This is a genomic window from Lactobacillus hamsteri DSM 5661 = JCM 6256 (assembly GCF_000615445.1).
Lineage (GTDB): Bacteria > Bacillota > Bacilli > Lactobacillales > Lactobacillaceae > Lactobacillus > Lactobacillus hamsteri.
On the sequence record NZ_BALY01000015.1, the window covers coordinates 1 to 23,718 of the forward strand.

At 36.8% G+C, this 23,718-nt stretch carries 18 protein-coding genes and 1 pseudogene; 14 read left to right on the forward strand and 5 right to left on the reverse strand.

The window, feature by feature from the left end; all coding sequences use genetic code 11:
- Positions 1-47 precede the first annotated feature (47 nt).
- Entirely contained in the window at positions 48-3,071 is a 3,024-nt protein-coding gene (locus JCM6256_RS05085) for a glycoside hydrolase family 31 family protein (protein ID WP_025080692.1), read from the reverse strand.
- Positions 3,072-3,244: 173 nt separating this feature from the next.
- Here JCM6256_RS05085 and nagA point away from each other — a divergent pair, with 173 nt between their 5' ends.
- A complete protein-coding gene (nagA, locus tag JCM6256_RS05090) occupies positions 3,245-4,399 on the forward strand; it encodes an N-acetylglucosamine-6-phosphate deacetylase (protein ID WP_025080693.1) in 1,155 nt (384 codons plus the stop codon).
- A 780-nt stretch (positions 4,400-5,179) separates the two neighbouring features.
- On the opposite strand, the gene JCM6256_RS05100 is transcribed toward nagA, so the two are convergent.
- On the reverse strand, positions 5,180-5,656 hold the full coding sequence (locus tag JCM6256_RS05100; RefSeq protein WP_025080694.1) for a nucleoside 2-deoxyribosyltransferase: 477 nt from the start codon (positions 5,654-5,656) through the stop codon (positions 5,180-5,182).
- Between the two features lie 114 nt (positions 5,657-5,770).
- Between JCM6256_RS05100 and JCM6256_RS05105 the strand changes: the two genes are divergently transcribed.
- Positions 5,771-6,250, forward strand: a complete 480-nt coding sequence (locus tag JCM6256_RS05105; RefSeq protein WP_025080695.1) for a PTS sugar transporter subunit IIA — start codon at positions 5,771-5,773, stop codon at positions 6,248-6,250.
- A 41-nt stretch (positions 6,251-6,291) separates the two neighbouring features.
- Here the strand turns inward: JCM6256_RS05105 and JCM6256_RS05110 are convergent, their stop codons facing one another.
- Complete coding sequence (locus JCM6256_RS05110) at positions 6,292-7,095, reverse strand: tyrosine-protein phosphatase (RefSeq protein WP_025080696.1); 804 nt, start codon at positions 7,093-7,095, stop codon at positions 6,292-6,294.
- 152 nt (positions 7,096-7,247) lie between these two features.
- Between JCM6256_RS05110 and JCM6256_RS05115 the strand changes: the two genes are divergently transcribed.
- The 6 genes from JCM6256_RS05115 to JCM6256_RS09845 all read left to right on the forward strand — a co-directional run bounded on the left by JCM6256_RS05115 (position 7,248) and on the right by JCM6256_RS09845 (position 12,783).
- Positions 7,248-7,730, forward strand: coding sequence for a universal stress protein (locus JCM6256_RS05115; RefSeq protein WP_025080697.1), 483 nt, complete (start codon positions 7,248-7,250; stop codon positions 7,728-7,730).
- 369 nt (positions 7,731-8,099) lie between these two features.
- The gene (locus tag JCM6256_RS05125) at positions 8,100-9,035 is read left to right on the forward strand and encodes a phosphate/phosphite/phosphonate ABC transporter substrate-binding protein (protein WP_025080698.1); all 936 of its coding nucleotides are present in this window, start codon (positions 8,100-8,102) and stop codon (positions 9,033-9,035) included.
- A gap of 28 nt (positions 9,036-9,063) precedes the next feature.
- Entirely contained in the window at positions 9,064-9,840 is a 777-nt protein-coding gene (gene phnC, locus JCM6256_RS09840) for a phosphonate ABC transporter ATP-binding protein (RefSeq protein ID WP_035438332.1), read from the forward strand.
- Position 9,841: 1 nt separating this feature from the next.
- Positions 9,842-10,642 (forward strand): phosphonate ABC transporter, permease protein PhnE, encoded by an 801-nt coding sequence (phnE, locus tag JCM6256_RS05135; protein WP_025080699.1) that lies wholly within the window; start codon positions 9,842-9,844, stop codon positions 10,640-10,642.
- Entirely contained in the window at positions 10,642-11,454 is an 813-nt protein-coding gene (gene phnE / locus JCM6256_RS05140) for a phosphonate ABC transporter, permease protein PhnE (RefSeq protein ID WP_025080700.1), read from the forward strand. The genes phnE (JCM6256_RS05135) and phnE (JCM6256_RS05140) overlap by 1 nt, the downstream gene beginning before the upstream one ends.
- 144 nt (positions 11,455-11,598) lie before the next feature.
- Positions 11,599-12,783: an RNA-guided endonuclease TnpB family protein gene (locus JCM6256_RS09845; RefSeq protein ID WP_035438333.1), complete on the forward strand. Its 1,185-nt coding sequence runs from the start codon at positions 11,599-11,601 to the stop codon at positions 12,781-12,783.
- 106 nt (positions 12,784-12,889) lie between these two features.
- Here the strand turns inward: JCM6256_RS09845 and JCM6256_RS09850 are convergent, their stop codons facing one another.
- Together JCM6256_RS09850 and JCM6256_RS05155 are read right to left on the reverse strand one after the other, a co-directional pair.
- Positions 12,890-13,153, reverse strand: a complete 264-nt coding sequence (locus JCM6256_RS09850) for a type II toxin-antitoxin system RelB/DinJ family antitoxin (protein WP_025080701.1) — start codon at positions 13,151-13,153, stop codon at positions 12,890-12,892.
- 83 nt (positions 13,154-13,236) lie between these two features.
- The gene (locus tag JCM6256_RS05155) at positions 13,237-13,818 is read right to left on the reverse strand and encodes a DNA-3-methyladenine glycosylase I (protein WP_025080702.1); all 582 of its coding nucleotides are present in this window, start codon (positions 13,816-13,818) and stop codon (positions 13,237-13,239) included.
- 176 nt (positions 13,819-13,994) lie between these two features.
- Between JCM6256_RS05155 and JCM6256_RS05160 the strand changes: the two genes are divergently transcribed.
- The 6 genes and pseudogenes from JCM6256_RS05160 to hpt all read left to right on the forward strand — a co-directional run bounded on the left by JCM6256_RS05160 (position 13,995) and on the right by hpt (position 23,600).
- Positions 13,995-14,480, forward strand: a complete 486-nt coding sequence (locus JCM6256_RS05160; RefSeq protein ID WP_025080703.1) for a hypothetical protein — start codon at positions 13,995-13,997, stop codon at positions 14,478-14,480.
- Between the two features lie 59 nt (positions 14,481-14,539).
- Positions 14,540-15,937 carry a metallophosphoesterase family protein gene (locus JCM6256_RS05165; protein WP_025080704.1) on the forward strand — a complete coding sequence of 466 codons (1,398 nt, stop codon included), beginning with the start codon at positions 14,540-14,542 and terminating at the stop codon, positions 15,935-15,937.
- A gap of 119 nt (positions 15,938-16,056) precedes the next feature.
- The gene (gene asnB / locus JCM6256_RS05170; RefSeq protein ID WP_025080705.1) at positions 16,057-18,006 is read left to right on the forward strand and encodes an asparagine synthase (glutamine-hydrolyzing); all 1,950 of its coding nucleotides are present in this window, start codon (positions 16,057-16,059) and stop codon (positions 18,004-18,006) included.
- 21 nt (positions 18,007-18,027) lie between these two features.
- Positions 18,028-19,301, forward strand: a pseudogene (locus JCM6256_RS09855) (carboxylate--amine ligase).
- Positions 19,302-19,519: 218 nt separating this feature from the next.
- Complete coding sequence (locus JCM6256_RS05180) at positions 19,520-22,849, forward strand: mucin-binding protein (RefSeq protein ID WP_025080706.1); 3,330 nt, start codon at positions 19,520-19,522, stop codon at positions 22,847-22,849.
- Between the two features lie 217 nt (positions 22,850-23,066).
- Entirely contained in the window at positions 23,067-23,600 is a 534-nt protein-coding gene (gene hpt / locus JCM6256_RS05185; RefSeq protein WP_025080707.1) for a hypoxanthine phosphoribosyltransferase, read from the forward strand.
- Positions 23,601-23,718: the final 118 nt, after the last annotated feature.

Sequence of the window (23,718 nt, forward strand, 5' to 3'; positions counted from 1 at the left end):
AGAATTTCTCAACTCTTCTTTTTTGCTTAAATTATTAAATGTTTTGTTTATTCATCAACTGAATTCTTATCTTTAAAGAACATTACTTCTTTACCAGCAACTGTTGATCCAGAAGACTTGTAAACTGTTAAGCGAATTGCCTTAGCTGTTACATCCCTTAAGCCAATAACTTTATTCTTAGCATCAGCCTTCCAAGTGTAACGATCGCCATAAGGTTTAAATTCGTTGCCATCTTTAGAAATTTCCATACCTACTTCAATAGGATCGCCGTCATGATCAATATTTCTAGGTACAAAGGCCATGCGACTCAATTTTTCTTCTTTTTCGAAATTAAAAGTCAAAGTAAGTGGCTTGGTTTCATCGAACTTATCCTTAACTTCCCATTCACTGGCAAGTTTTAAGTCAGTTAAGTAGGAAAGGGGATGTCCATCTTTAGCTTCATAATTTGAAGTTACATGAATGTTCTGAATTGCATAATCGATTGCGGCCTTCTTAGTAATTGCACCGAATGGATCAGACCATTCAGAAACCTTATTTCCGGCTACATTTCTTAAACGCAAAATATATTTAGTATTTGGTGTAAGTTCGTGGAAGGTGAAACTATCACCATCAATGCCATCATATAAAATGCCATTCATTTCAACTTGAACCTTATCAGTTACCTTAGGCCAGTTGATAGTAAGGGAATGAGCTGTAATATCTTCAGGATTGATTGTTGGTAATTTTGGAGCGCGAAGTACTGAGTCAGTAATTGAGTGAACCAAGGTTTGACCACCATAGTTAAAGTTTTGAATAGTAATGGTGATTTTACTGTCAGTGATATCACGTTTAGCCAATTTGATTTGCAAAGCTGTTTGCTTAGGTTCGTTGTATGAATCAAATTCAGGCATCCAGCTGTAATTAGTGTTGTAGAAGAAACCTTCCTTAGCGTGAGCAAAGGTATCGACTGTACCGTATTCTTGCATATTGATGACCTGATCATTGATCTTAACAGTTAAGCCATCTGGGTAAGAATCACACATAATGTTCAAGTTGGTTGTTGATTCATCTTCCATACCATTAAATTCACCCTTGGTTGGATCAATTGTAATGGTTAACTTGCTTGATTCAAGGTCACTGGTGATCTTAGTTTCGCTGTGTTTATGAGCAAAATCAGTGTAGTCATTATCATCATAAAAGCTGATTTGACTCATGCCTTGTGGGTAGAAGACATAGTTTCGTTTGCCTAAGTCAAAAATAGAGCCGCCACGAACAAAGACTGGCAAATGCCAAACCGGATAGGATAATTTATTATAAACGCGACCGCCTAAGTATTTTTTACCTGTGAAAAGATCAATCCACATAGTTCTGTGATCAGGCAAGTATAAATTATCTTTTCTTGAATTACCATTGCCATCTTCACGACCGTTAGTAATCGGTGAAATAAGCAAGTTAGGACCAAGCATAAATTCGTGATCAACTTGTTCAGTATAATTGATTTGTTCATGTGGAAAATCAATAAACAAAGCACGAATGATTGGTTCACCGTTTTGTGCTTGGTAAACCAAAGTGTAAAGATAGTTTTTGAGTTGCTTGCGAAGTTCAAGATAAGCACGATTAATACGGGTCATCTTATTGTTGTAAGCAAATGGACTTTTGCTAAATTTACCTTGATCGTCGATGTTGAACAAAAGAGGAGTGAATGCTTTCCACTGGAAATCACGAATAGAAATTTGGGCGTTGCCACCACCATTGTTGCCATCAACTCCGCAGCCTACTAAAGGTTCACCAGAAAGGTTGGCACCTAAAAAACCAGCAACTTGTGTACGAGTATTTTCCCAATTGCCGCCTGAATCACCAAAAATCAAAGCAGAGAATTTTTGGCTGCCAGCATTTGCAGTATTAGCGAAAATCAAAGGACGTCTGCGATTCAAATTATTTTTGAGCATCTGGGTATCTTTATCAAGAACTTTTTCATCGTAAGTATTAGTTGCGATAAATGAAGTATTCTTAACAAAGTTGTCTTTATTTTGATCAGTCCAAAGGCCAGCTTCTACACCGTGAGTTTCAGCGTATTCGTTAAATAATTCTAAGGCATCGTCGTTTACATCGTTTGTACCAAAGTTAGGAATCATCCAACCGAGATCAAAATGTTGTTTTTGATACCGATCAATCATTGCGCGAGCGGAGAATTGATATTGTTCTTCACCATTTAAGGATGCCTTGCCAATAACTTCATCGTCATTATTGGTTCTAAGATAGTAATTGCCATCTTCAAACATTTGTGCAGCACGTTCTTTAGCTTCACTTGGCTTCCATTTGGTAGTTAAGAAATTACCTATGTGACCTAATTCCAATGCATATTTAGGTGGCATCAAAGGTTGGCCGGTTAATACAAAGTATTTGCGCAAAATATCTTTTGACGAATTGCCAATTAAATAAAAGTTATCAAAAATTGGCGTATTATGGGTAATCATTGCCGCATTTTCGTTAACCTTGCCAAAGTCGTATTCACCGTTGGCCATTGAATTTCTAAATTCACCAAAGCCGGCATTTGACCAGAAAAATGGTACTTGGCTTAAAACGCCGCCATCGCCAGTAATATTGTCATGCTTGATGTCGATGCGTTTGCCTTTATGACTGAATGAACCGTTTTGAAGTCCACCACCAAAATAAAATTCATTCTTATTTTGCTTTAAAATTTCAGTGGATTGGTCGGTTCCTAATTCAATAGGACTTAATTGCACTAAACGCGTGCGGTGCAAGCTTTCATCAAAAATAGTCATGATAGCTGGCTTTTGTTGGAAAATAAGCTGATAGCTGCCAGATTGAATAATCAATGAATCACTGGTTGCACGAGGACGAGATTTTTCAAAGTACTGATTGTTGAATTGTTCTAAATTAACCAATGAAGAATGATTTTCGTCGAATTTTTTACTTGGATCTAAAAAGTAACGAAAGATTCCGTCGGCTAAAATATAAAGTCGAGCAACTTCGCCAGTTGCATAGTGCAGTTCATAATAATGATCACGCTTGTTTGCACCGAGAAGCTGTCCGAGTTGATGTCTGTTAAATTGCGTATCTTGTGTCATTTTGCTTCTTCCTAAAATTATTTATTGTTAACTACTATTATAACGAAAAATGATAAGATTTTTCATAGTTTGTATTAAAACTGGTAAAGACCAATTTTTTCGGGTAAAATAAAGATGTAAATGTTTACATTCAGTAAGGAATAATTAAGTTAAAAGTTTAGAAGGATAGAAAAATGACATATTACATTCATGCAGATAAATTTTTCTTAGAAAATAGAACCGAAAACGGTGGTTATCTTGAAATTCAATATGATGGCAAATTTGGTTTTTACTATCCAGAAAGCCAAAAGCCAGAAGGTAAGATTGTTGATTATTCTGGCCAATGGGTAGCCCCAGGCTATGTTGATACGCACATCCACGGCTCGCTTCGCGAAGATGTTATGAAGAGCGACTGGGAAGGAATCGATAAGATCTCTCAAGGCCTTCTTAGTGCTGGGGTAACTTCATGGCTTCCAACCACCATTACTGCAGCCAGCGATACTTTGACGCGCATCTGCAAGATGTTCGCAGAAAATAAAGGCAAAGAGCATGGGGCTAAGATTCAAGGGATTCACTTTGAAGGCCCATTTTTCACTGAAGAACATGCCGGTGCTGAAAATCCTAAGTATATGATTGATCCAAGTATCGATGAATTTAACAAATGGCTTAAAGCTTCTGACGGCATGCTTAAGAAGATTTCGATGGCACCTGAAAGAGAAGGTTCCAAGGAATTTATTCGCGAAGCTGTTAAAGAAGGCATTGTTGTTTCTTTAGGCCACTCAAGTGCGAGCTTTGATGAGGCGAAGGCGGGCGTTGAAGCTGGTGCAAGCATGTTTACGCATACTTTTAACGGCATGCCTGACCCAATGCACCACGCACCATCAATTTCTAATGCTGCCATGGAAATGAACAATATAACTGACGAATTAATCTGCGACGGCCACCACGTTAAAGAGCCAATGGTTAAAGCTTTGATTAACGCAGTCGGTCCAGAACATATCGCTTTGATTACTGACTGTATGGAAGCCGGTATGATGCCTGATGGCGACTACATGCTTGGCGAACTTCCGGTTTACGTAAAAGACGGCATGGCTCGACTTAAGGACGGCGACAATTTGGCCGGCAGTATTTTGCAATTAAAGGATGGCGTAAAGAATGTGGTTGACTGGAACATTGTGACTCCAGAAAAGGCGATCATGATGGCCAGCTACGTTCCAGCAAAGAGTGCGCATATTTTGGATGACTGCGGCTCAATCAAGCCTGATAAGCCAGCTGATTTCTTGATTTTGAATCCAGACATGACATTAAGAGAAACATATTTGAATGGTGAATCTAAGTACAAGGCTTAATAAAGTACTGTTAACAAAGGGACTGACAAAAATGTCAGTCTTTTTTCATGTTTTTAGTGTAAGCGCTTTACTATTTTAGAGGAACATGGTATATTATGAGTGTAAAGAAAAGAAGAACTAAACTACAGAAAGGATTGAGTTCCGATGGGCTTTACAAGTTGAAATTTGTCAGTGATATAGAAAGGCTTTGTGATACCGATGGGCATCGTAAGTTGAAACTGGAATATATGTGGTTTAATCATTTGAAAAGTGACAGATAATTTTTATATAAGTGGCTCGAAACTTGTTAAGTGAGCATTGAATAATAACCTAAAAGAAATGTCGCTTCGATCAAGAACTTGGAAAGAAATATACATGACAAATAACAATATTAAGAAATGACCCTTCACTAGATCAAAATAGCGAAGAGTCATTTAATTTGTTTACATTAAAATACAATTTACTTTCAGCATTAATAACAAAAACCGCTTAGCTATTAAACTAAACGGCTTAAAAAACACACCAAGCCATGCTATAATTAATTTTGAAAGAATGAATTAAGTATATTCAAACTTTAGGCTGATAGCTTAGCGTTTGTGCTTTTTGTTCCTGGTGTACCGACATTACACCATCAGCCAAGCACATTAAAGGACGCCTTCAAAAGCGATCACCTCTAGTTGCAACTTGTGCATTGATGGTAATCAGTGCACATTTTTATTATAGCAAAAAAGACAGCGCCTAGGCGTTGTCTTTTTCTTTATACAACTTTTCAAGTCGTAGTTTTTAATGAAAATAGAATTTTTAGTAAACAGCACCATCATAGAAGCCGTAACGTGGATTGTTAAAGTCGTAATCCTTTAACTCGCTAATCTTAATAGCGTTGTCGCAAACGCCCCAGCTCATAAGATTGATTGGCTTGCCGTAATATTCATCAGGAATGACAAGTAAGATGAATTTACCTTGGCTTAATGCGTAACCAAGTTCCATACCAAGACCAACATCTTCTTCATCAGGAAGATAAACGCCGAGCATGATATCACTGGTTTTGATACCAACTAAATCATTGTGGTAAGTAGCGTCTGCCCATTCAATATCATGAAGATATTCAGGATGCTCATCAACGCGAATGCCCTTGTATTGGTTTTGAAGAGGGACATAGCTGTTTTCTAAGTCAACAGTTGGATTTTCTTTTAAAGCATCCATGGCTTCTTTGTAGGCTTTGTTTTGTTTTTCGTTAAACCAGCCAGCGCCAAAATAAACAGTTTTTGTCTTTGTCATGATAAATTTCTCCCTTTTGAAAAATACTTTTCTTAACTTTAACATGATTTCATTTGAAAAAAAGGTCTTGATATTTTAAGCTCATCAATGTAAGTAATTTAGGAAGGTTTTTTTATGAACGATAAGGCTATCTTTGCTCGTGACGCTGTTTTCGTTAGTAGCGAAAGCAATCAAGATGAACTTTTAAAAAATATTTATGATCATTTGCTTGAGAGTGGTTATGTTAAAGGAAATTTTTTGTCTCACATCATTCAAAGAGAGCATGATTTTCCCACAGGTTTGAGTACGAAAACTTTAGGTAGCGATTTGCCTAATATTGCTATTCCGCATACTGAAGGCGAATTTGTTAATACTAGATTGATTGTTCCTGTTGCTTTGGAGAACCCAATCGTTTTTGGCAATATGATTAAACCTAATGAAAAGTTAGAAGTTAAATTCTTGTTTATGCTTTTAGAAACCAATCCTGATGGGCAAGCGCAACTTCTTAGCCAAGTAATGAACTTTTTGGCAAAAACTCCAGAAAGTGAATTGAAGAATTTATTTAGCTTTACTGATCCAGATGCAATTTACGAATTTTTAACGCAAAAATTTTAGCAAAAGAAAAAGGCCGCTTAGGCCTTTTCTTTTTTAATTATCTATTTTTCTAAGTAAATCCGACGCAAGATCATAATATCGGCACTTGATAAATGCATTACTTCGCGCAAATAATTATTAACGCTGCCGTAGTTATCATTTAAAACTTTGATAGCGTGGTTGAGGTATTCGGGATGCACGCTTTGGATATCACGAATAGATTGCAAAGTGTTTTCGTTCTTGCCTTGTGCACGTTCGCGTTCAACCATGCCGTCCACGAAGTCCTTAGTAGTAATATTAGTAAGCAAATAATCTTGCTTAATAGTTTGAAGTGGTACGCCTAAAGCGGTAAGAGCAAGAAGGGCACCAAAGCCGGTTCTGTCTTTACCAGCCGTACAGTGAAAAATTAAAGCTTCATCTTCTTTATCATTTTCAAGCAAGTAATCAAAGAATTTGCGGTAAGCCCTTTGTGCAGATTCACTTTCTATCATGTCTTCATAAGCATAAAGCATGTGGTCAAAACCAAAGTTGGCATCGTCTTTTGATTGAGCGTCCAAATCGTTGATGCTCTTTGAAGAGTTAGTTAAGTCATCGCTGAAAACAGGATTAAAGTCGTACTTTGCGCCTTCAGGAACACGATCAGGTTGACGATCAACTTCTTCTTGACTACGGAAGTCGACAACATATTTCACGCCATAGTCTTTCAAGTAATCAAGATCAAATGGTGAAAGATCGGCTAAATTACCAGTTCTAAGCAATTTGTGAAATTTGATCTTTTTACCGGATAAAGTTTCGTAACCGCCTAATTCACGAAAATTGCGGCCGCTAGTAATTCCGATTAGTTGATTTGTTAGTTTTTCAGTCATAAAAATCCTCCTCTCGAGTAATGAAAAATCATTGAATTTAATTTTATCAACAATTGCTTAAAGAAACAATCAAACAAAAAGTAACAGCTTACAAAATTATGCTAAAATAAATATTGAGTAAGTAAAAAATAATTCCTAGGAGATGAGAAAAATTGGCTAAAGAAAAAGATAGTATTTTAGTTCCAGTTGATGGATCTGAATCAGCTGAAAGAGCTTTTGATAAAGCGGTAAAAATTGCCATGACTGACAATGCTCATATTGACGTTTTGAATATTATTGATACTCGTCAATTCATGGGTGAAATGCAAGACACTTTGATTTCTGGCGATACCATTTATCAAATGACGCAAGATTCAGAAGAATATTTAAAGAGCCTTAAGAAGTGGGCACACGATAACTTTGGCTTTGACGATATTGATTATCACATTCGTTATGGCAGCCCTAAGAGAATTATTTCTTACGACTTCATTAAAGACCACAAAGATTCATTAATTGTAATGGGTGCAACTGGTTTGAACGCTGTTGAAAGAATGCTTATGGGTTCAGTTACTGAATACGTAAATCAACACGCTTTGGCAGATGTATTGATTGTTAGAACTGATATTGACAACAATCCAATTAAGCCAAAGGCATAATCAATACTTATATGTTGAGAAAAATGGTGGTTAAAAACTGCCATTTTTTCATTTTTTTGAAAAAGTTTTCAATTTTTTTCAATATTCCCTTGCGAGAATCCGAATGCTTCTAGTATAATTTTTAGAAATGAACGCTATAAGTCAAAAGAAAAGGGGAAAAGTACATGCCAGTTCAGGAAAGAACAATTTCAGCTAATTGGATTCCTGCGGGCACAGTGTTCTCTTTTTTAGGGGCTGGTATTTTCGTTCGTTTTTTCAGTGAGAACATCAAACAATAGACTTGATATGATCGTTTTTTCCTTCATATTAAGTCTTTTTTTATGGTGTTCGTTTTACGTTGCTATCTTTTCATTGTCATAGGAGGACAAAATGAAAAAGTTTAAAAAACTGCTAGTAGGCGCTGTTGCCTTATTAGTCGCTGTTGTTGCTGCAGCTTGTTCTAACAATAGTAATTCTAGTTCAAGCAAGAATGGTTATACGCCAAAGACTTTGACTATTCAATTCGTTCCAAGTCAAGCAGCTAATAAATTAGAGTCTCGTGCTAAGCCTCTAGAAAATATGCTTTCAAAGCGTTTAGGTATTCCTGTTAAGGTTTCAATGTCAACTGACTACAACACTGTTGTAGAAGCTATGAAGTCAAAGAAAGTTGACGTTGGTTTCCTTCCACCAGATGGTTACGTTTTAGCTCACAAGCAAGGCGCAGCTGACCTTCTTTTGCAAGCTGAACGTTACGGCGTTAAGCAACCAGGTGGTAAGGCTACTAAGAGCTTAGTTAAGTACTACCGTGCAGAAATCTTGGTTAAGAAGGGCTCAAAGATTAAGTCTTGGAAAGACCTTAAGGGCAAGAGCATTTCTATTCAAAACCCAACTTCTTCTGCAGGTTACGTATTCCCAATTGCTGAATTGAAGCAAAAGGGTTTGGATGTTACTAAGGAATGCAAGTTGACTACAGTTACTGGTCAAGACCAAGCTGTTTTGAACGTATTAAACGGCGACACCGATGCAGCTTTTGTATTTGAAGATGCACGTAACACTGTTAAGGCTGATAACCCTAATATTATGAAGGAAGTTGTTCCAATTTACTTCACTAAGCCAATTCCAAACGATACTATTGCTGTTCGTCCAGGCATGAACAAGAAGTTTGAAAAGAAACTTGCTAAGGCATTTATCGATGTTGGTAAGTCTAAGAAGGGTAGAAAAGTCATTGAAAGCATCTACAGCCACGAAGGCTACGATTATGCTAAGGACAGTGACTTCAACGTTGTACGTAAGTACGGTAAGATTATTGAATCAGTTAAGAAATAAAAAATAATTATAAGGGAGTTAATAGTTAATGGCAGATTCCGTAAAGCCAATGATTGAATTAAAAGATGTTTCTAAAGTTTATGACAACGGAACTGTCGGTTTAAAAGATATTAACTTGACTATCAACAAAGGTGAATTTGTTGTAGTTGTAGGTTTATCTGGTGCCGGCAAGTCAACACTTCTTCGTTCAATCAACAGATTACACAATATTACTGATGGCGACATCGTTATCGATGGTAAGTCAATTACTAATGCAAAGGGTAAAAATTTGCGCATGATTCGTCGTGATATCGGTATGATTTTCCAGAATTTCAACTTAGTTAAGCGTTCTAGCGTTTTGCGCAATGTCTTAACAGGTAGAGTTGCATATTACCCAACTTGGAAGACAACTTTTAATATGTTCACTAAAGAAGATAAGCAAAAAGCTTATGAAGCTTTACAACAAGTTGGATTGGAAGATAAAGTTTATACTCGTGCCGATCAATTATCTGGTGGTCAACAACAACGTGTTGCAATTGCACGTGTTTTGACTCAAAACCCTAAGATTATCTTAGCCGATGAACCAACCGCTTCTCTTGACCCACAAACTTCACGCAAAGTTATGAATGACTTGAAGATGCTTAACGAAAAGTACGGCATGACAGTTGTTGCTAACTTGCATAGTATTGAACTTGCTCGTGAATTCGGTAAGAGAGTAATTGGTATTCGTGCGGGACAAGTCGTTTACGATGGCAAGATGAGTGATACTCCTAAGTCAGTCTTCACCGATATTTATAACGGCGGAGACGGAAGCGAGGAGGAATAAGATGAGTAAAAATGATCAAGATTTAATGAACTTACCTAAAAAGAAGTTCAATATTATGAATCTGATCTGGCTTGTCATCATTGTTGCTGGTTTATTTATTTCAGTTAATGTAACTAATACGCATATTAGCGTTTTGTTTGCAAACTTTAGTCAATTCAGCGACATTTTTGTGCAAATGTCACATCCAGATTGGTCATACCTCGGTGCGGTAATTCCGCTTCTTCTTGAAACAATTAAGATGGCAATTCTTGGTACCGTAATTGGTTCAGTTGTTGCATTCATCTATTCTTTGCTTATTGCTCGTAACATTATCAAAAATAAAGTAGTTACTGGCATCTTGCGTTTCATCATGAACATTATCAGAACTATTCCTGACCTTCTTTTGGGTGCGGTTTTCGTAGCCATCGTCGGAATTGGTCCTGTTGCTGGTATCTTTGCCTTAGCTGTTTTCACCTTTGGTGTTGTTGTTAAGCTTTTCTACGAAGCTATTGAAACAATTGATCCGGGTCCAATTGAAGCTTTAACTGCCGTTGGTGCTAATAAACTTCAAATTATCTGGTTTGCGGTTTTACCACAAATTATGACTTACTTCATTTCTTATGTTTTATATGCATTTGAAATCAACGTCAGAGCTTCAACAGTTCTTGGTTATATCGGAGCTGGTGGTATTGGTCTTTACTTGCAACAAACTTTGCAAGTTTTCGATTATGCCAAAACTGGAACAATCATTATTGTAATTATCGTAGTCGTTGTTCTTATTGACTACGTATCATCTAAGTCACGGGAGGCGTTAATGAAATAATGGATACAACATATAAAAAGTTACCGTCAAAACCCGTTGACGTTAAAAAGAGAATTACTCATTGGCTTATTGCGATTGTTTCAATTGTTCTTATTGTATGGTCATGCACAGGAACTGACTTTGGCGGAATCAAGGCTTCAGCTGCGCAAATTGCCGGTGCGATCTTTTCTGGTATTTTCCATCCAGATTGGAGTTACGTTTATAACGGTACAGGCGAAGACCTTATTTCACAATTGTGGCAAACTATTTGTATCGCTTTCTTAGGTACATTTATTTCTGCAATTATTTCACTTCCATTTGCCTTTTGGGCAGCCAATACTCGTCACAAGAAATGGTATGCTTCAAGAAGTGGTAAGATCGTTTTAGCAATTATTCGTTCTTTCCCAGAAATTGTTTTAGCATTAATGTTCATTAAGGCCGTTGGTCCTGGCTCTGCAGCCGGTGTTTTGGCTTTAGGATTCCACTCAGTTGGTATGCTAGCTAAGCTTTTCTCAGAAGCTATCGAAAACTTGGAAGACGGTCCAAACGAAGCTGTTACTTCAGTTGGGGGATCTAAGTTCAACATTATTATGTTCTCAACTATGCCTAACTTGATGCCAGCACTTATTTCTAATACTTTGTACCGTTTTGACGTATCAATTCGTTCCGCATCTATCCTTGGTTTGGTTGGTGCCGGTGGTATTGGTTATCCATTGATCATTGCTCTTCAATATCGTCAATGGAACCGTGTAGGTATCATCTTGCTTGGAATTATTGTGATGGTTGTTGTTATCGACTGGATTTCAGGTTGGATCAGAAAGAAATTAGTATAATTTAATTATTAATTCCCTTAAAAAAGGTTGAAAATCGACGCTTTAAAAGTGAAGATCTTCAACCTTTTTCTTTAGTTTTTTTGCTGTTCCCATTCTTTCTTGAACATACGTTTGATACAATATTACGAGAAGGGAGGAACAAATGTGCTGAAAGGAATCAAATTAAGGCTCTATCCTAATAAAACCCAGCAAGACCAGCTTGAGCAGATGTTTGGCAATGACCGTTTTGTCTGGAATCAAATGCTGGCTATGATGAATGAGCGCTACCAGAATAATAAGGATTTGCCTTTTTTGGGCAAGTTTAAACTGAATTATCTGCTTAAGCCGCTTAAGAAAGAATATCCCTTTTTGAAAAACAGCGATTCTTCAAGCCTGCAGGTAGTTAATGAATTTTTAACTCAGTCTTGGAAAAATTTCTTTCAAGATAAAAGCGGCCAAACTGGCAAGCCGCGCTTTCATTCGCGCAAGTATTTGAAAAAGTCTTATACTGGCAAGTCTATCATCAAAATTGCTGGCAAGCGATACCTGAAGATCCCTAAGTTGGGTTATATTAAAACCAGTAAAACAGGGTTTTTGGAAGGTGCTAAAATCAAGCGTTATACGGTTGTGCTTGAACCAACGGGCAAATATTATCTGGCTCTGCAGGCAGAAATGCTTAGACCGAAGAAGTATAATTTGACTGGCAAAGAAATCGGCATCGATGTCGGCGTGACTGATTTGGCAATTCTGTCTAATGGCTTAAAATACCCTAGCTTTGATAACTCTTATTTTGAAAAGAAAGCCAAAGCTTGGCAAAGAAAATATTCCCGCCGCAGACATTTGGCTAAGCTATTAGTTTTGCAGGATAAAAATAGAAAAGTGCTTTGTCCTAGAAGCTTGGAAAGCTTTGCCAATTGGCAAAAAGCCCAAAAACTAAAAGCCAGATGTCAAGCCAAAGTGGCTAATCAGCGCAAGGATTATCTTCATAAGCTAACGACTCATTTGGTTAAGCAGTATGATGTAATTGTTATTGAAGATTTGAAAACCAAGAATCTTCAACACAATCACTGCCTGGCCAAATCAATCGCCAATGCTTCATGGCGGATGTTTAGACAAATGCTGGAATATAAATGCAAGTGGTATGGTAAAAGACTAATTGCGGTAGATCCTAAAAACACTTCAAGAGTTTGCTCAGAATGTGGCTATAACAGCGGCGCCAAGCCATTAGAGATTCGTGAATGGACTTGTCCTAAGTGTCAAACTAGGCATGATCGGGATATTAATGCGGCAGTTAATATTCTGCATAGAGCAACGCTAAATGGTCAGGGACTGGCCATGGTAAAGAGCTGAGTTCTGTGAGTTAGGTATTTGAGCAATCAATGTAAGATCCTAAACACTACTCGGTGTTCCCAAAAACCCGGTACTTTAGTGCCGGTGTAGTTCATAAAGGGTTCCTCTATCCATTGTTTATCCAATCTTTAATATCTTGTGGCGCATCATCAGGAATAATTAAAGATCCATCTTTTGCAATTTGGGGATGGATAGCTTTGATTTCATGATAGTGCTTTTTAAGTTGAGGCGTAAAAGGTAAACCTTGATTTTGTAATGATTGGCTTAAAAAGATTTTAATAGCGCCACTGGTTGTCATTCCTAATTGCTTAAATAAAACATCAACTTTTTCTTTTTCTTTATCGTCTAAGGTAATTTGAATTGTAGCCATAATTGTTCTCCATGTTAAATCATATAACTTTACATATATTTTATATGCAAATATTAGGTAAAACAAATGATTACTCTTGAAGCTTACCCCTGATATTTAAATGGACAGCATTCTAAATGATCATTAATCAAACCAATGCTCTGCAAATACGAATACACAATTACAGGACCAACAAAGGTGAATTTTTCTTTTTTCATTTTCTTGGCCAAATTTTTGGCGACATCACTTGAGGCAGGAATATCTTCAAAAATCTCTGGATTATGCATAATTTGCATTGGAATTGAACTTTGAATGAATTTGGCAAAACTTCCATACTTTGCTTGAATCATCAATACTGCTTTGGCATTTTGAATTGCAGATTCGATTTTACGACGATTGCGAATGATCGAACTGTCCATCATTAGGTTATGAACATCAAGTTCGTTCATTGTTGCAACGCGGGCGGGATCAAAATCGTAAAAAGCTTTACGGAAATTTTCACGTTTATGCAAAATCACACGCCAATTTAGTCCTGATTGAAATAACTGCAAAACCAGCATTTCAAATAAGTAATTATCTTCAAGATTAATTTTGCCCCATTCGTGATCATGAAAATTTTGAATGAGTTTATCGCGGGTTTGACTCCACGGACAACGCAAGTTAGCGACATTTGTTGTTTCAGTCATATATTTTCTCCTTAATTAGTAATTTTGGTCTCTATATTTATATGTGCAAAAAAATCATTTTTTACCGAAAGAAGTTTAAAAACTTGATCCTTTAAGAAAATCATTTTTTTAAGGCATGATTCCTAAAAGTCGTATATTTTTTGCTATAATAAGGAGTGAAATTTTAGGAGGACAAGATGGAAAAGCTAGATACTATGATGTTGGCTGATGATTTGGCCTTGTCACAAGATAAAATTTTAAGCGGTGAACAAAGTTTTGATGCGGAAGCCGTTTATAAGGTGATCGATAATTTGGGCGTTCTTAACAACCCAATCAAGGATTACTTTGATATGACAGAAGAACAATATTACGAAGCTGAAAGTGATCATATGTTAACTTTGCTTGATCTTTCAGATAAATTAGTTAACTTGCATGATCGAATTTTAACTAATCACGTAGATGGCTTTGTCGATAAAGATGAAATCAACTTAACTTACAATCATGAAGATCCATACTCAGATGATATGTATAACGCAGAAGTTGATTATCATGTTTTGACTTATAGTCTTAAGGTCATTGGTGCTGTTCAATTGGTGGCCCCAAAAGACTTGCAAGAAGTATTATCTAAGGATGCTGTCTTGTCATTAGGACTTGCTACCTACGCTTTAGCTCAAAACGCATAGTTTTTTCGAGTCGGCATTTTAATTGGCCGGCTCTTTTATTTTGTCTTTGAGGCGATTTTATGGGAATTTTTAAATACAGTCATGGGTTAATCGATAAGATTGCAGGCGCAAGCAAGCGTAAAAAAGTTACCAAAAAAGGCACAATGCTTGATCCCATGCAAAAATATACGACTGTTGGTGAATATCATGTTGGTGAAAAAGAAGAGACACCTGACGGTCGCGCCTTTGTATTAACCGTTTATAAAGATGAAGATGGTACTCTTCATCAAGCCTTGAGTCCGGAAAGCACACAAAAATTAGCACCTGAATATGTGCGTCAATTTGATAAAGATTTGGGACGCTATCGTGCTTTTAAAAACAAGGCTACCGGGCGTCGCTATCAAGTTGAAGAATATTTGAATGATTTTAGTGAACGTGTAAAAGATCATGTTCGTCATGGTAAAAATTCAATTAATATTGGCGTGATCACTGATACTCACTTTAAAGATCGCAACAGCAGCGACTTTTATGGTTGGAATGGTTTGACGCATGTGCGTGAGTTTGGCTATTTAGATCAATTAGGTTTGCTTAATTTAAAAGCTCACTTAGGTGATTGGATTGATGGCTCTGATGCAGGACTTCTTAGCGAAAGCGAACTGATTAAATTACGTAAGGCTTTTAAGTCCGATACAGTGCCATATTTGATCATTAAAGGCAATCATGACGAAAATGATAAGTTTGACGAACACCATGATTTAGAAGCTTCATTCCCTGAAAATGAGTTTGAAAATATTATGTGGCCAGAAATGTATAAGCAAAAGAAGATTAACTACATTTCTAGACAACATGGTGTTAGCTATTTTGACTTTGACGATTTGCGCGTAATTTCTGTAAATACTTCTGATTTGCCTTATGTTTTGAATGCTAAAGGACAAAAGAAATACGATACTAAGATTACGTTGGCAGTTCGTGAAGATCAGATTGAAGAAATTATTGAAATTTTGTCGCACTCTTCAAATAAGCGCATCATTTTCATGAGCCACGCCAATCCAATTAATCGTAAGGGCAGCAACGCTCTTAAATATAATGGCCGCTCGCTTCATGAACTTTTGGTTGCTTTTAACCAAAAGGAAAAAGGCCGCATGCATACTGGTTCAGACGTTCCACCAGAATTCCGTTTATCTAACGATTTTGACTTTACCAATATTGAAAATGCCCATATTATTGCTTACTTCTGTGGCCACCGTCATCGTGAAGATCAATATCGTATTAACGGCATTCAGTATGTTTTGTTCAATTGCTCAGCTTTAATGGGCGCAAATCACTCTTTGACTACTAAGTACAATAAAAATTGGAACCGTAAAATGGATCATGATAATGAATCTGCCGGTTATGTAGTCAATGTTGATTTGAAGCGTCACCGCATGCAAGTTTTTGGCTATGGTGCCGCTTCTAAACGACGAATGTTTTTCATTTAGTTAAGATTTTCTAAGCTGTTTGGTTATTACAAGTCTTTAGATTATAATGAAAAGGTTCGAGAGATTTATAAAATTAAGACGAATAAAGTATTAGAGAGAATATTAGGGGAATTAAGACTATGTGCGGAATTGTCGCATTTTATGATCCAAAAATAAACGAAAAACAAGCTGTCATTGGTAAAATGATGGCTACTATCAAGCACCGTGGACCAAGTTCCGACGGTTTTTACACTAACGATGAAGTTGCATTAGGTTTTAGAAGACTTTCAATTATCGACCTTCGCGGTGGTAGTCAACCAATTTACAATGAAGATAAGACTAGAGCAATTATCTTTAATGGTGAAATTTACAACTTTAAACCATTAAGAAAAGAATTGATTGATGCCGGCCACACTTTCACTACTAAGGCTGATACCGAAGTTCTTCTCCATGGTTATGAAGAATGGGGCATGGATGGCCTTCTTAAGCGTGTCCGTGGTATGTTTGCTTTCCTTATTTGGGATGACAACAACAAGACCCTTTATGGTGCGCGTGACTTCTTTGGTATTAAACCAATGTATTACTCAAATAAAGATGGTCACCTTCTTGTTGGTTCAGAACTTAAGAGTTTCTTGGAATATCCTAAGTTCAAGCGTGAATTGAATGTGGAAGCTGTTAAGCCATATTTGATGAACCAATATAACGACCTTGATGAAACTTTCTTCAAGGGTGTTTACCGTTTCCCAGCAGGCCACTGGTTTGAATACAAAGATGGTGAAATGGATATTCACCAATACTGGGACGCTGAATACAAGGAAAACAATCTTAGTTTTGAAGCAACTATTCAAAAGATTGATGATGATCTTAGAGAAACTGTTGATCTTTACCGTAACGCTGATGTACCTGTTGGTGCATTCTTGTCAGAAGGTATCGACTCATCATACTTAACTTCATTGCTCAATCCTGATGATGTCTTCTCAATTAGATTTGATGATTCAACTTATGATGAAGCATCTAAGGCTAAGGCTTTATCAGACATTAACGGTTGGAACTTCTTCAGTGACCGCGTTGATGCCGACGAAGCAATGCGTGACTTCCCAGAAATGCAATATCACATGGATGAACCTGATGCCAACCCATCAATTATTCCATTATGGTATTTGTGTAAGTTAGCACGTAAACACGTAACTGTTGCACTTTCTGGTGAAGGTGCCGACGAACTTTTTGCAGGTTACGTAAACTACGGGATGCACACTCATAACGATGTTATTAAGGTCTTTACTTCTAAGCTTAAGAAGTTGCCGAAGGCAAAGCGCGTTAAGCTTGCTCATAAGATCAAGAAGATGCCTAACTTCCCAGGTAAGGTTCATATGTACACCAACTTGGCTGAACCAAGTGAATTCTACGTTGGTCAATCAGTAATTTACGATATGGATTACCCAACTATCTTCACTTCTAAGGATGCTAATGGTATTTTGCAACCAAGCTACCGCAACAAGTTGACAGTTAACGGTATTTACCAAAAGGACTTCAAGAAGGTTAAGGATATTGATGAAGTTAAGCAAATGCAATACATCGATTTGCACCACTTCATGCTTAACGATATTGAACAAAAAGCCGACAAGATTTCTATGGCTCACTCACTTGAACTTCGTGTGCCATACCTTGATAAGAAGATTGCGGAACTTGCCAACTCAATTCCAACTAAGTACTTGGTAAATCGTCATGATACTAAGTACGCACTTCGTAAGGCTTCAGAAAAGGTCTTGCCAGAAGAATGGGCAAAGCGTCCAAAGCTTGGCTTCCCAACTCCAATTAAGCAATGGCTTAAGGAACCACGTTTCTACAAGCAAGTTCGTGAATTGTTCCAAGAAGATTTTGTAAATGATATCTTCGACCAAAAGAAGATCATCAAGCTTCTTGATGACAACTACAATGGTGATGGTTCACACCGTCGTCAAATCTGGACTATTTACACATTCCTTGTTTGGTATAAGCTATTCTTTGTTGATTACAAGAATACTGTTAAGAACTACCAACGTGTTCAACCAGAAGTTGATAGCTTGATTAAGCAAGGTAAGTTACTTTAATTTAGGGGTTTATTGAGGATAATGACTAAGAAATTTACGCCAATTTTACTTGGTAGTGACATTAATGTTTATGGTATGGCTCGTTCATTTAACGAAGCCTATGGTATCCGTGTTAAGGCAATGGCTGATGCTCAACTTGCTGCAACACGTTACTCAAAGATTGTTGATGTAGAATTGCACCACGGCTTTAGTGCTGATCCAACTTTCATGGATGTTATGCACAAGAAGATGGAAATTTACAAGGATCACAAAGAACCTGTAATTTTGATTGCTTGTGGTGATGGCTACGCAGAACTTCTTGCCAAGCACAAGGAAGAATTGAGCAAGGTCTTTGTTGTACCTTACATTGATTACGACTTGCTTGAAAAGTTGATTTCTAAGGAAGGCTTCTACGAAATCGCTGAAAAATACGGTTTGCCTTACCCTAAGACTAAGATCATTACTATGGATGATTACAAGGCTAAAAATTATTTAGACTTCTCTTTTAATTACCCAGTTGAACTTAAGCCTGAAGATCCAGTTTCATGCTTAACTGCCAATTCGAAGGTCGTAAGAAGACTTTCACCATTCATGATGAAGCTGAACTTACTGACATCGTAGGTAAGATTTACACTAACGGTTATACTGAAGATCTTATTTTGCAAGACTTCATTCCTGGTGACGACTCCAACATGAGAACTTTGAATGCTTATGTTGATAAGAACCACCAAGTTAAAATGATGTGCTTGGGTCACCCATTATTGGAAGACCCAACTCCACAATCAATCGGTAACTACATGACTATCTTGCCAGCATATGATGAAAAGTTGTATGAACAAGTTCAAAGCTTCCTTGAAAAGTTGAACTACACAGGTATGGCTAACTTCGATATCAAGTATGATGTTCGTGATGGTCAATACAAGTTCTTCGAAATCAACTTGCGTCAAGGTCGTTCAAGCTTCTACGTAACTTTGAATGGTTACAACTTGGCTAAGTGGTTTATCGATGACTACGTAGAAGACAATTTGAAGGATAAGGAAACTGTTTACGGCAACAAGCTTAAGTCTAAGCATGTTTTGTGGATGGGTGTTCCAGTTAAGATTTTCAAGGAATATGCCTTTGAAAATGATGCTAAGGAAACTGCTGAAGAATTGATCCACGAAGGTCGTTACGGTACAACTGTCTTCTACGACAAGGATCGCAACTTCAAGCGTTGGCTTCTTATGAAGTACATGTTCCATAATTACTTTGGCAGATACAAGAAGTACTACCAAGTGAATAAGGGTCAATACTTCGGTAAGAATGCGGAAAAATAATAACAATTAAAAATCAAATTTTAAAAAGCCTTTGAAAAAAGGCTTTTTTTCATGCAATGATAATTGATATAAAAGGATGATAAAATAACACTTTTAAAAATAAAAAATAAGTCCAAATCCTTTATTTAACAAGGACTTTATAATATAATTTCATTGATAAATAACAAGGAACTTAATTGCGAAATATAAGTGAGTCTTGGAATTTGGAGTGAAGAGATATGAGAGAAAATAGATTACGTTTTTCCATTAGAAAATTAACCATTGGTGCTGTTAGTGTAATGTTTGGCGCAGTTATTTTCGGCTTATCTGCCAATCAAGTTCAAGCTGCTACAGATGAAAGCAACAGTGCACAAGCTTCTGAAATTTCTGATGTTTCAAATACGGATTCAGAAACTGCTGAAAATTCAACTACAGCTTCAGAAAAAGCTTCTGCAAAAACTCAAGAAAATATTTCCACTGAAAAGGTAAACGATGATGTAACTACTGCGGAATCTCAAAGAACTCAACAAGTAGATGAAGCACATCAAACTCCGCATACAGGAGAAGACTTCAATAAAAAATATCAAGAGGACATTCCTCCTGTTATAGTCCCAAAAAATAATAAACAAAGTTCTAAAGATACTATTTTGAAGGACGCTAACGGTACAACTACCCAATTTACAATTAGTTCAACTAATAAAAATACTGGTAAAACGGCTTCTGCTAAAGCCGGAAACTCCATAGAGAATGTTTTTATTGATACGACTACTGCTTCAAATACTGAGGTAACATATACGGTTAATAATCCAACTGATAGTAGCCAGAATATTTCAATTTTTACTGAATTTCCGGCTTGGAATGGTACACACGCTTTAATCAAGGTTGATTCTGATCGTTTCAAGAAAGACGCTGATGGCAATATTGTTTTTGGCGGTGATTATGCTCAAAAAGGATTAACTCTTGATAATTTTGATTTAGCAATAAGCAAAATTGGTTCAAGCGGTTTTGGTCGCAGCCTAAAAGAAGCTTCAAAAAATCCCGCTTTAATTGGTGGTTTCCAAATCACAGGTACATTGGCTGCTGGTGAATCTGCTAGTCTTGTGGTTCCAATTAAGCTAAATGGTACTGGCGATGAGAACGGTATTGTTCGTGAAAAGATCGGTTATTTCTTTGGTGGTGGTTCAGATACAAGACTAGTTAATGTTGTTACTAATTTAACTTTGCAAAAAGATAAGCACTATTTCTTAGTGGATGTTGATAAGTCTGATACGACTCATTTCCGTTCAGTTGATCAAAGCATCCTTGATGATTTAGCTAAAAATGGTGTAAGTCCTTTGTATCAAGATGGTGATATTAAGTTTAACGGCACGAATTGGTTTGGTACTGTTGAAGACCAACAAGGTGACGATCAACCAATTTTTGTAAATGATTATATTGATATTTCTGGTGCACAAAATCGTTTAAGAAAAATTTTAAATAAATATGGCTATGATATTGCCGGCTTAGGAGGCCTTACTGAAGTTTCAAATAGTAGTTATATTTTTAGAAACAATTATAACTATTACGATGCCCAAGGTAATAAGATTCAACTGGGAATAGGTAATATTTCTAATTTCATGCTTGGCATTAAGCAAGTTATTTCCTTAAAGGATCACCAAGCTCCAATTCTTAATGTGAATGATAGTAATTATAAGACTAAATTAGATAATCTCTTTACCGATCCAAGTGATAGCGCCGAACAATTAAATGTTGATAGCTCAAATGTTGATATTTCTAAGCCTGGTGTCTACCAAGTTAAGGTTTCAAATGCAAATGGCGATATTAGCCGTACTTACAATGTTGTAGTTGCTTCTTACAATAATCCTGCAACTACTAGAGTAGGTGAACCTAATCACAAGAATATTTCTGCGGAAGATATGCTTTCTGCAGAAAGTTTGCAAAGCTTAAAGGATAACGGTTATACTGTTTCATTTGCGGCTGCACCTTCATATACAATTGCCGGCCAAGAGCCAGTTGAATTAATTATTACTGATGCAGAAGGTAATACTTATAAAACTACACAAGATATTAACATTGAACAAACGGTTCACGTTAACTTGGTAAATGAAGATGGAACCACAGTTACAAGTACCTATAAAAATGGAACAGTAGGTACAAGTGATAAATTGAATTTACTTTCAGAATTGCCTGAAGGTTATGCATTAGCTGCAAATGAAAATCATGAACTTGCTATTAAGTTTAATGCAAGTGACGATAGCGTTGCAGTCAACATTGTTCAACTCAAGAATGAAAGTAAGACTTTCACTAGAACAATTCATTATCAATATGCAGATGGAAAAACAGCTGCAGATGATGTTGAACAAAGCGTGGACTTTACAAGACAGCAAGTCTTAGATAAAGATGGTCATGCTGCTTGGGGCGCATGGAATAAAGATAGTGAAAAGATTCCAGTAGTTGTTAGTCCAACTATTAAGGGCTATACACCAAATATGGCTGAAGTTAAGGCTGAGAACGTTACTCCTGAAATGGCAAACGGAAAAGGTGAAGTTCTTACCGTAATTTACACTAAATCAAAGCCAGCTAAGGTGGAAACCCAAGTTAATATCAACTTTATTGGTGAAAACGGAACAATTGTCGCAAGCGTCCATGAAAAAGGGATTGTAGGTACCAACACCAAATTTGATTTGATTCCGGAATTACCAGCTGGTTATGCATTAGCTGCAAATGAGAATGGTATGCTTTCAATTTCATTTACTGCTGATAGCGCTCCGATTGCAGTCAATGTTGTTCAACTCAAGAATGAAGACAAAACTTTCACTAGAACAATTCATTATCAATATGCAGATGGAAAAACAGCTGCAGATGATGTAATCCAAAGTGTTGACTTTACAAGACAACAAATCTTAGGTAAAGATGGTCATGCTGCTTGGGGTGCATGGAATAAGAGTAGTCAATCTGTTCCTGAAGTGACAAGTCCAACTATTGAAGGTTACACGCCAAATATGGCTGAAGTTAAGGCTGAAAATGTTACTCCTGAAATGGCAAATGGTAAAGGTGAAGTTTTTACTGTAATTTACACTAAGAACGCTCAACCAGCTCCAGTTGAACCTACACAGCCAACTGATAATAATGATGAAGGCGAAGATCAACCGTCATCAATTACGCCAAATGATCAAGAGCAACCATCTGCTACAATAATAGCTCCAGTTAAGCCAGAAGCTTCTAAGGAATCTCAATCGGCTTCTACTGAAAAAGCAAATGATGAAGATTCAACAATAACGGCTCCAGTTAAGGCTGTTAAAGAAGTTGAAAAGAAGACAAAAAAATTGGCTCCTGCAAAGCAAGCCGATCGACATGTCCAAAACGGTGCAGAAGTATTGCCTGCAAAATTAGCTAATAAGCGCGTCGAAGCTGCAGGTAATAATACTAAACCTGTTTCTTCATCAAATAGGGATGCAAGAGAGTTGCCACAAACTGGTGAAGAAAAGGCAAATGTTGGTCTTATCGGTTTAGCGCTTGCAAGTTTAGGCTTGTTTGGCTTAGCTGCTGATCGAAAACGCAAAAATTAACAACTAAAGTTAAAAATCTGATTTGGAATTCCAAGTCGGATTTTTCATTTTGTCCAATTTTTCCACTTGTATTCTAGTTACCACGAAACACGAACAATAAAATGCTTAAAATTGATTTAGTTAGCAAAATAATATAAAAATTAACAAAAAGGGGTATATTTTTATTGAAAATATGTTAAAATCTTATCGTTGATTAATTTACGAAAAGGATAATATGATGAATAACGATATCGAGAGTGTACTTTACAGTCAAAAGCAAGTTGAGCAAAGAATGGATGAAATGGCTAAGGACATCAACAAAAAATATGCTGGTGAACTTCCTTTGGTTGTTTCCGTAATGAATGGTGCGATGATCTTTACTAGCGACATGCTTAGAAGATTAGACTTTAAGTTGAATCTTGATATAATCAAAGCCTCAAGTTACGAAGGTGCCCATTCAACTGGTCAGGTAAAAGTGGTTCAAGATTTACGTACTGATGTTAAGGGTCGCCGAGTAATCTTGATGGAAGATATTATCGATACTGGTCGTACTTTGAAGTATTTGAAGGAACTTCTTTTGAAGCGTGGCGCTAAGAGTGTAGAGATTTGCGCCATGCTTGATAAACCTGAAACTCGCAAGGTGGATCTTAAGGGCGATTACATTGGCTTTGATGTTCCCGACGAATTTTTGGTTGGTTATGGTTTGGATTATGATGGTCTTTACCGTAACTTACCTTATATTGGTGTTTTGAAGAAACGTATTTATGCATAGTAAGTAGAGGAAAAGAGGGATCGTTTAGGTCCCTCTTTTTGTGTAAGTAAACTCTATGTAAACATTGATGCAATGCGGTATACTTTTAGTTAGGTTATAAGACAAGGAGCTGCAAAAA